At 76.1% G+C, this 6,976-nt stretch carries 6 protein-coding genes; 5 read left to right on the top strand and 1 reads right to left on the bottom strand.

Annotated features, from left to right (window positions below; all coding sequences use genetic code 11):
* The first annotated feature begins 20 nt into the window (after window positions 1-20).
* From QL983_RS09535 to rsmD, 4 genes are read left to right on the top strand one after another with little or no spacing between them, the layout of a single operon-like run.
* Window positions 21-1,100: an LCP family protein gene (locus QL983_RS09535; RefSeq protein ID WP_290152625.1), complete on the top strand. Its 1,080-nt coding sequence runs from the start codon at window positions 21-23 to the stop codon at window positions 1,098-1,100.
* Entirely contained in the window at window positions 1,097-2,134 is a 1,038-nt protein-coding gene (locus QL983_RS09530; RefSeq protein WP_216886472.1) for a DAK2 domain-containing protein, read from the top strand. Before QL983_RS09535 ends, QL983_RS09530 begins: the two co-directional genes overlap by 4 nt.
* The gene (locus QL983_RS09525) at window positions 2,124-4,316 is read left to right on the top strand and encodes an ATP-dependent DNA helicase RecG (RefSeq protein WP_230297464.1); all 2,193 of its coding nucleotides are present in this window, start codon (window positions 2,124-2,126) and stop codon (window positions 4,314-4,316) included. The genes QL983_RS09530 and QL983_RS09525 overlap by 11 nt, the downstream gene beginning before the upstream one ends.
* 3 nt (window positions 4,317-4,319) lie before the next feature.
* Entirely contained in the window at window positions 4,320-4,883 is a 564-nt protein-coding gene (rsmD, locus tag QL983_RS09520) for a 16S rRNA (guanine(966)-N(2))-methyltransferase RsmD (protein ID WP_216886474.1), read from the top strand.
* Between the two features lie 237 nt (window positions 4,884-5,120).
* Here rsmD and QL983_RS09515 read toward each other — a convergent pair whose 3' ends face one another.
* Window positions 5,121-6,374, bottom strand: a complete 1,254-nt coding sequence (locus tag QL983_RS09515) for an aminotransferase class I/II-fold pyridoxal phosphate-dependent enzyme (protein ID WP_002856397.1) — start codon at window positions 6,372-6,374, stop codon at window positions 5,121-5,123.
* A 132-nt stretch (window positions 6,375-6,506) separates the two neighbouring features.
* Between QL983_RS09515 and coaD the strand changes: the two genes are divergently transcribed.
* Window positions 6,507-6,976 (top strand): pantetheine-phosphate adenylyltransferase (coaD, locus tag QL983_RS09510; RefSeq protein WP_036334714.1); only part of this gene is annotated, 470 nt, incomplete at its 3' end.

Genomic DNA, 6,976 nt, shown 5'->3' with positions numbered 1-6,976 from the left:
CGAGCACCACCGCCAGGGCGATCAGCCACGGGCGGCGCCGTCGTCGTCGCCGCCCGTGGCTGATCGCCCTGGCGGTGGTGCTCGTGGCGCTGCTGGCCGTGGGCATCGCGGCGGCGGTGTACGTCGGCGGGATCGCCCGGATCATCGACCAGGACACCCAGCGCTTCGACGGCGGCGCGTTCCCCGCCGAGTCGGGCCGCCCGGGCGCCGCGGGGGCGTCCGCCCAGCAGCCCACCGCGCCGCCGCCCGGCATGGACGCGGACCAGGCCGCCGAGGGCGCCCAGGGCCCCGTCGCCCCGGACGCGGACGAGAAGGCGGACGAGCAGGCCCTCGACGTGCTGCTCGTCGGCGAGGACGCGGGCGCGGAGGGCCGTGACTCCGCCGGCCGGTCGGACACCCTCATGTGGGTCCACGTGCCCGGGGACCGCAGCGAGATCCAGGTCATGTCCATCATGCGCGACATGTGGGTGCCGATCCCGGGACACGGGGACCACAAGGTCAACGCCGCCTACCAGTACGGCGGCATCCCGCTGACGGTGGCCACCGCGGAGAACATGTTCCAGGCACGCGTGGACCACGTGATCGCCGTGGACCTCGCCGGCTTCAAGGGCCTCGTGGACGCCCTGGGCGGCGTCAGCGTGGACAACCCCAGCGCCTTCGTCTCGACCGGCGGCATCGACTTCCCCGCGGGCACCGTGCAGATGGACGGGGACAAGGCCCTGGCCTACGCGCGGGAGCGGTACAACCTGCCGCGCAGCGACTTCGACCGTGTGGAGAACCAGCAGCGCCTGGTCAAGGCCATCGTGGCCGCGTTCCTCTCCCGCGACACCCTCTCGGACCCGAGCCGCGTGCAGGCCGCCGTCGAGGAGTTCGCCCCCTTCCTGACCCTCGACGACGAGCTCGACTCGAGCACCCTCGCGAACCTGGCGTGGTCCCTGCGCGACGCGCGCGACGCCCCGATCGTGACCAGCACGGTGCCGTCCGTGGGCGTGGGCTACACGGACACCGGCGAGGACGTCGTGTGGCCGGACTGGGCGGCGATCGCCCGCCTCGGCGAGGGCATCCGCACCGGCACCCTGGGGGAGGCCGTGGCGCCGTGAGCACGCCGTCCCGGCCGTCACTGGTACGGCACTGGCTCGCGCTCGCGGAGGAGCTCGTGGGCCGGGCCGCGCCGCGACTCGACGCCCTGAACCTCTTCCCGGTCCCGGACGCGGACACGGGCACGAACATGCTCGCCACGCTGACGGCGGCCCGCACCGCGGCCGACGCCTGCCCCGCACAGGACGACGTCGGCGCCGTGCTCGCGCACGCGGGCGCGGCCGCGCTGGACTCGGCCCGGGGCAACTCGGGCATGCTGCTCGCGGTCAGCCTGGCGGGGATGGCCGAGCCTCTGCGCGGCCGGGAGCGTGTCGACGCGTTCGCCCTGGCGGCGGCGTTCGGAGCCGCCGACCGGGCCGCCCGGCAGGCCCTGTCGGATCCGCGCGAGGGGACGATCCTCACGGTGCTCTCCGCGGCCGCCCGCAGCCTCGCGCGCTCGTCCACGCAGGCCCCGGACACGCCCGCGGTGGCCGGGGACGCGGACCCGGCCGTGCGCCTCGGCCCGGCCGTGACCGTCATGCTGGCCGACTGCGTGCAGGCCGTGGAGGAGACCGAGTCGTTGCTCGCCCCGCTGACCCGGGCGCACGTCGTGGACGCCGGCGCCGTCGGGCTGCTCTGGGTGTTCGAGGCGCTGCGCGCCGTCGTCACGGGCACGCCCGTGGACGAGGAGCTGGCCACCGCCCTCCCCGGCTACGTCGAGGGCGTCCACGCCGCGGAGGCCGAGCCTGCCGCCGAGGCGGAGGCGTCGGCCGAGGGGGCCGTCGAGGTGATGGGCACCCTGACGCTCACCCCGCTCGCCGCGGCCGAGCTGCGCCGACGGCTGACCGACGTGGGGGACGCCGTGATCCTCGCCCCCGTCGGGACCGCCCGTGACGCGCAGGGCCGGGTGCCGTGGCGGGTCCACGTGCACGTGCCCCGCGCCGAGGACGCGATCGGCCCCCTGCGGGCCGCCGGCGACGTGGAGGGCCTGGCCGTCACCGACCTGGCCGGGCCGTCGCACGGAGACGCCGCACCGGACGGGTGCCATGGCCGCTGAGGCCCCCGTCACCGAGCTGCCCCTGTCCGAGGTGCTGGGCGGGAAGCTGCCCGCCCGCCTCGAGAAGGAGCTCGGGCTGACCACGGTCGGGGACCTGCTGGACCACGTGCCGCGCCGCTGGATCGAGCGCGGCGAGCTCACCCCCATCGCCGCGCTGCCGCACGACGCCGAGGTGACCGTCGTCGCCGTCGTGGAGTCGGTGACCACGCGGCGCATGCACAGCCGGCCCGGGTTCATCGTGGACGTCACCGTCGCGGACCCGTCCGTGGCGGGCGTGCCGGGGGCGAGCCTGTCCATGGCCTTCTTCAACGGCCACGACGCCCGCCGCCGCCTCGCCCCCGGGATGACCGCCATGTTCCAGGGCCGCACGACCGAGTACCGCGGCCGGATCACGCTGAACAACCCGGACTTCGCCCTCCTGGACGACGACGTGGCCCCGGGGGAGGTGGACGTGCGACCGGTCCCGCTCTACCGGGCCACGGGGAAGCTGCCGTCGTGGACGGTCCGCTCCGCCGTCGCCCGGGTGCTCGAGACAGTCGACCTGGGCCGCATCCCGGAACTGCTCACCGAGCGGCTCCGCGCGGAGGCCGCCGCGGCGCTCGACCTGGACGCGCCGCTGCCGGGCACCGCCCAGGCATACCGGGACCTGCACGCCCCGCACGACGTCGCCGCCACCGGCCCGGCGCGGACCGCGCTCGCCCTGCGTGAGGCGCTGCTCGTCCAGGCTGCGCTCGCCTGGCGCCGGGACCGGGAGCGGGCGGTGCCCGCCGTGCCCCGCCCGCCGCGGGCCGGGGGCCTGCTCGAGGTCCTGGACGCCCGCCTGCCGTTCGCGCTGACGCCCGGCCAGGTGGCGGTGGGGGAGCAGCTGTCCGCCGAGCTGGCCCGGGACGCCCCGATGAGCCGGCTGCTGCAGGGGGACGTGGGCGCGGGCAAGACGCTCGTGGCCCTGCGGGCGATGCTGCAGGTCGTGGACGCCGGCGGCCAGGCCGCCCTGGTGGCGCCCACCGAGGTGCTCGCCGCCCAGCACCACCGTGCCCTGCTGCGCCTGATGGGCCCCCTCGCCGAGGCCGGCACCCTCGGGGCCGGCGACGGCCCGGCCACGAGGGTCGCGCTGGTCACCGGCTCGCTCAAGACCGCCGCGCGCCGCGAGGCGCTGCTGGCCCTGGCCTCCGGCGAGGCCGGGATCGCCGTGGGGACGCACGCGCTGCTCTCCGAGAAGGTGGGCTTCGCCGAGCTGGCCCTGGCCGTCGTCGACGAGCAGCACCGCTTCGGCGTGGACCAGCGCGAGGCCCTGCGGCGGGCCAACCCCGGCACGCACCTGCTCGTCATGTCCGCCACGCCCATCCCGCGCTCCGTGGCGATGACGGTGTTCGGCGACCTGGACCTCTCGGTGCTCGAGGGGCTGCCGTCCGGGCGTCAGCCGGTCACCACGCACGTGGCGCGGATGGCCCACGGCCCGCGCGTGATCGGCCGCGTGTGGGAGCTGATCGCCGAGCACGTGGCGGCCGGCCACCAGGCGTTCGTGGTGTGCCCGCGCATCGACCCCGACGACGCCGACCCGGGTCACGCCAACGTGGAGGAGATGACACCCCGGCTGCGGGGTCTCCCCGCGCTGGCGGGGCTGCGGATCGACGCCGTGCACGGGCGCATGGACCAGGCCGAGCAGGACGCGGCGATGCAGGCCTTCGCGCGCGGGGAGACGGACGTGCTCGTGGCGACCACCGTCATCGAGGTGGGCGTGGACATGCCCAACGCGACGGTCATGGCGATCCTCGACGCCGACGACTTCGGCCTGTCCACCCTGCACCAGCTGCGCGGCCGCGTGGGCCGCGGGCCCGGGGCGGCGGTCTGCCTGCTGGCCACGCGCCTGCCGGACGGGCACCCGTCGCTGCGCCGGCTCGAGGTCCTGGCCCAGGAGCAGGACGGCATGCGCATCGCGCAGGAGGACCTCGCCCAGCGCGGCGTCGGCGACGTGCTCGGCGCCGCCCAGTCCGGGCTCGCCTCGGGGCTGCACCACGTGGACGTCATCGCCGACGCCCCGCTGATCGCCGTGGCCGCCGACGCCGTCGCGCAGGTCATGGCGGCCGGCCCGGGGCTCTCCGCCCACCCGGCGCTCGCCGCCGAGGTGGCCCGCTGGGAGGCCGAGCACCTCACCGCCGCCGACTACCTCGAGAAGGGCTGAGCCATGTCCCGCATCATCGCCGGCGCGGCCGCCGGGCGTCCCCTGACCGCCGTCCCCGGCACCGGCACGCGCCCCACCACGGACCGCACCAAGGAGGCCCTGTTCTCCTGGCTCGAGGCCCGCGACTGGCTGGACGGGACGGCCGTGCTCGACCTCTACGCCGGCTCCGGCGCCCTGGGGTGCGAGGCCGCCAGCCGCGGAGCGGCATCGGTGCTGCTGGTCGAGCGGGACCGGAGGGCCGTGACCGCGTGCCGCGCGAACGCCGCGCTGGTCAACCGGGCGCGCGGGGCCGACGTCGTGCGCGTGCGCGCCGGAAGCGTGGAGCAGGCGCTCGCGGGGGACACCGCGCCCGTGGACCTGATCCTGGCCGACCCGCCGTACCCGGTCGCCGGCCCGCCGCTCGAGGCCGTGGTGGAGGCGGCCGCCGGGCGGCTCGCCCCGGGCGGGCTGCTCGTGCTCGAGCGGGCGGCCCGGGACGCGGCGCCGCGCCGGCCGCGCGGCCTCGAGGAGGTCGAGGTGCGCGTCTACGGCGAGACCGCCCTGTACCTCTGGCAGGACGAGCGCTGACCCCGCCCACCCGCTTTCGTTCGGGAAACGGCGGCGTCTCGGCCCGTTTTCGTTCGGGAAACGGCGGCGTCTCGTCCCGTTCTCATTGGGGCGACGAGAGGGCGGAACGGACTGTGCTCAGCACCGAACCGCGAGCACGGCGGCCGCCGTTTCCCGAACGCAAGTGCTCCGGGGACCGCCGTTTCCCGAACGAAAATGCTCTGGGGACCGCCGTTTCGTCAACGAAAGCGTCGGGGGTCAGGCCGCGCGCAGCCGCGGGGCCGCCTCGGCCAGGCGGCGCATCGCCTCGTCGATCGCATCCGGGGACTTGCAGAACGCCAGCCGCAGCCACGACCGCAGGTGGCCTCCGTCCGGGCGGCAGAGCGCGCCCACGGGGATGCCCGTGACGCCGGCCTCACGCGTCCACCGCACCGCGGCCTCGGCCGCGTCCGTCACACCCCACGGGGCGAGGTCCACGACGACGAAGTAGCCCGCCGCCGGGACGACCGGGTCCAGGCCCGCCTCCCGCAGGCCCGCCACGAGCCGATCCCGGGCGTCGCGGTACCGCTCGCGCTGGCCGGCGAGGTGCCGTTCGGCGTCGTCGGTGGGCAGGTAGGCACCCAGCGCGCGCTGGAAGGCGGGGCCGGAGGAGTAGGTGAGGAACTGCTTGACGGCGCGCGCGGCCCCGACGAGCTCGGCCGGGCCGGTCAGCCAGCCGACCTTCCACCCGGTGACCGCGAACGCCTTGCCCGCGCTGGAGACCGTCAGGGCGATGTCCTCGGCGCCCGCGACCGAGCGCAGGCTGACGTGCTCGCCCTCGTAGACGAGGTGGTCGTAGACCTCGTCCGAGAGGATCAGCACGCCCCGGGACCGGCACAGGGCCACGAGCTCCTCGAGCAGCTCCCGCGGATAGACCGCACCCGTGGGGTTGTGCGGCGTGTTCACGATGAGCAGGCGCGTGCGGTCGGTGATCGCGTCCGCCACCCGCGCCGGATCCGGAAGGAAGTCCGGCGCCTCCACCGGCACGCCCACGTGCCGGGCGCCGGCCAGGGCGATCGTGGCGGCGTGCGAGTCGTAGAACGGCTCGACCGTGACGACCTCGTCGCCCGGGCGCACGAACGCCAGGACCGTCGCGGCGATGCCCTCGGTGGCACCCGTGGTGATCATGACCTGCGTGGCGGGGTCCTCCGTCACGCCCCAGTGGCGCCGGCGGTGCTCTGCAACGGCCCGCCGCAGCGCGGGGTCGCCCGTGCCGGGGGCGTACTGGTTGGGGCCCGCCAGCACGGCGTCGGCCGCCAGCCGCCGCAGCGCGTCGGGGCCGTCGGCGTCGGGGAAGCCCTGGCCGAGGTTCACGGCCCCGTGCTCGACGGCGAGGCCCGTCATCGTCTCGAACACGGTGGGCACGGGGCCGGCGTCACCGAGCAGGCCCGCGGCCGCCGCCGTGCGACGCCACGGCGCGTCCACGTCGACGTCGTGCGGTGCTGCCCCGGGGGTGGGCTGGGTTCCGTCCATGGCCGCACTGTACCCATCGCCGCGGACCGCACACGGCGGCGCACGCCGCGCCCGGCAGGACCGCGACGCGCCGGGGCCGGACCGGACGGGCGTCCGTCGCCGCCCGGCGCGGCCCCCGCTAGGCTGGCACCCATGCGTCGTGCCGTCTGCCCTGGTTCGTTCGATCCCCTCCACAAGGGGCACGTCGAGGTGATCGCGCGAGCCGCGAACCTCTTCGAGGAGGTGGTGGTCGCCGTGTCCTCCAACCCGGCCAAGACGTACCGCTTCAGCGTGGACGAGCGCATCGCCATGATCGAGGCGACGGTGTCGTCCCTCGCCGGCGTCGCGGTCCGGCCCATGGGCCCGGGCCTGCTGGCCGAGTTCTGCCGGCAGATCGGTGCGGACGCGATCGTCAAGGGACTGCGCGGCGGTGCCGACCTCGAGTTCGAGGCCCCGATGGCCGCGATGAACCGCCACCTCACCGGGGTCGAAACGGTCTACCTCCCGGCCGACGCCCGGTACACCCACGTGTCCTCCTCGCTCATCAAGGAGGTCCACGGATTCGGCGGCGACGTCGCCGAGTTCGTCCCGGCCGCGGTCCTGCGCGGCCTCGACGGCGGGGC

The sequence above is a fragment of the Micrococcus sp. APC 4021 genome (genome assembly GCF_030407635.1).
In the GTDB taxonomy this organism is placed as follows: Bacteria; Actinomycetota; Actinomycetes; order Actinomycetales; family Micrococcaceae; genus Micrococcus; species Micrococcus luteus.
This window is presented reverse-complemented; position numbering and strand designations above follow the sequence as displayed.

What these genes read in the sequence shown, in the direction of transcription:
- rsmD (WP_216886474.1), top strand. Translation starts at nt 4,320, where the DNA reads ATGTCCCGCATCATCGCCGGCGCGGCCGCCGGGCGTCCCCTGACCGCC.
- QL983_RS09515 (WP_002856397.1), bottom strand. Translation starts at nt 6,374, where the DNA reads ATGGACGGAACCCAGCCCACCCCCGGGGCAGCACCGCACGACGTCGAC.
- QL983_RS09525 (WP_230297464.1), top strand. Translation starts at nt 2,124, where the DNA reads ATGGCCGCTGAGGCCCCCGTCACCGAGCTGCCCCTGTCCGAGGTGCTG.